Origin of the sequence: Streptomyces pathocidini (assembly GCF_001418495.1) — a bacterium.
GTDB lineage: Bacteria > Actinomycetota > Actinomycetes > Streptomycetales > Streptomycetaceae > Streptomyces > Streptomyces pathocidini.
On sequence record NZ_LIQY01000370.1, the window covers coordinates 1 to 2,270 of the forward strand.

The 2,270-nt window shown below is 73.1% G+C and carries 1 protein-coding gene; it reads right to left on the bottom strand.

The window, feature by feature from the left end; translation table 11 throughout:
• Positions 1-249: 249 nt before the first annotated feature.
• The coding region (locus AOK16_RS17680; protein WP_079101499.1) for a LamG-like jellyroll fold domain-containing protein at positions 250-2,270 on the bottom strand (2,021 nt) is incomplete at its 5' end.

Sequence of the window (2,270 nt, forward strand, 5' to 3'; positions counted from 1 at the left end):
CGGCGGGCGCCTTCGGGGAGCCGGCCGAGGTGGACGGGGAGGACGGGGAGGACGGGGCCGGGGCCGCCGCGGCCGAGGACTGCCGGTTCCCGGCAGAGCTCCCGGCACCGGCATCGGAACCGCAGCCCGTCAGCACCGCGCCCAACGCCACCGCGCCCAAGGCCCGCGCGCCCAAGGCCACCGCACCCGAAAGCGACCTCAGCCTCACCGAGGCCCGCGTCATCGAGGCCCGCGCCCCGCGCCGCGCCCTCACGCGCCCTTCCCCAGGGAGTAGTGCGCGCCGACCTGCGACGCCGATAGCACGCCCGGGTAGATCGCGGTCTCGTCGAGCTGCCCGCCGAAGTAGTCGCTCCACGGGCTGCTCGGCCAGTAGCCGCTGAGCGTGTCCCCGCCCGCGTGCCAGTAGCCGGTGTAGCTCCGGCTCGTGGTCACCAGCTCGTTGCTCGCCCGCAGGGAGCCGTCCACGTACAGCCGCATGCCGCCCGAGCCCTGGGTGGCCACCACGTGGTGCCACTGGCCGTCGTTGTAGCCCCAGCCGCTGCCGATGGTGCGCAGCGAGCCGGTGTTGACGCCGAAGACCAGGCGGCCGTCGTTGGTCATGTAGACCTGCTTGTCGTGGTAGCTGCTCGGCTCCAGGAACCGGTCGCCGAAGCCGACGAGCTTGCCGCCCGCCCGCGAGGTCGTCCTGAACCAGGTCTCGATCGAGTACGCCGAGGGCCGCTCGCTCTTGCGGTCGCTGTAGGTGTACGAGCTGGTGCCGTTGTGCCCGATGGCGGTCGAGGCGCCCGGCACCGCGCCCGGAGTGACGGCGTGCGCGGGCCCGTTGCGGTGCACGCCGCCGCTGTCGTGGCCGGAGGAGTCGGCTGCGAACGAACCGGCCGGCTCGTCGTAGCGCCAGTACAGCGTGGCCCCGTCGGCGATGATCCGCGCCGGGTAGGCCTCGGTGGCCGCCGCCGCGGTGGCCGTCACCGCGGTCGACTTGGCGCTGGTGCTGGTGCCGTCGCTCGCCGTGATCCGGTAGCTGTACGTCCTCCCGGCCACCACGTCGGTGTCCGTGAAGGTCAGTTGCGGCCGGGACCAGGGCAGCGAGGAGCCGGTCGTCGTGTACACCGGCGTGGCGCCGCCGTCGCGGTACACCCGGTAGGTCAGCGCGCTGTCGTCCAGGTCCAGCGAGGACTGCCAGCGCACCGCCACCTGCCCCGGCCGCACGCTGGAGGCGTTGGCCTGCGGCACCGAGGGCGCGCCCGTGTCCGGTGTGTCGGCATAGCGTACGAGCCCCTGCTGCGGCTTGTTGGTGGCCGTGCCGGTGACGGTGGTGAAGCCGCCGCCCACCCACATGTAGTCGGTGCCGCCCGAGGAGGCGTGGACCATCACGCGCGGCCCCAGCTGCTCCCCGAGGCCGTCGTTGGTGTCGGGGAACCAGCCCAGCAGCTTCGGGTCGTTCACCGACTGGGCCAGCAGGTGCTTGCGCGGCTGGTTGGGGAACTCGCCCATGGTGCTGCAGTCGTGGGCGTGCGAACCCGAGTAGAGCACGCCCCGGTGGACGTCCACGGCCTGGGTGGCGCCCAGGCAGGTGTCCCGCCAGCGCTGGTCGAAGCCGTCCAGGTCCAGGGCGATCCGGCCGTCGAAGCCGCCTGTGCCCTCGTTGGCGGTGTAGAAGCCGGTCGGGTCTGTGGCGATGTCCTTCACCACTGAGGTGCTGTCGACGAAGCCCGAGCCGTAGGCCTTGGACACGGCGCCCGTCGCGGAGGTGACGACCGCGAGGGAGTGCGAACTGCGGTTGTTGACGGCGAAGAAGTCGCCGCCCAGCAGCACGTTCTTCCCGTCCGGCGTCATCTCGACCGCCCGGCCCGGCTCGTCCGCGTCCGCCGTCCACGACCGCAGGTCGCCGGAGGGCGTGACGGCGGCGAAGTAGTCCTTCTCCTCGCCCTCCACGGAGGTGAAGTCGCCGCCGAGGTAGACCGAGTCCCCGGTCGCGGCCAGCGCTCGTACGGTCGCGTTGACCGCCACCTTGAAGCCGGACCTGGGCGTGCAGGTGGCGAGGTCGATGGCCGCCACGTTGCTCACGGCGACCCCGTTGACCGCCCCGAACGACCCGCCCGCGTACAGCGTTCTGCGGTCAGGCGAGACGGCCAGCGCCCGTACGGTCGCGGTGCCCGAGCCGACGGTGAACGACAGGGCGCAGCCGGTCGGCGCGCCCGTGGCCGCGTTCAGCGCCACGAAGTTCACCGCCGGCCGCTCGCTCGTGCCCGCCGCGGCGCCCGGCGGCC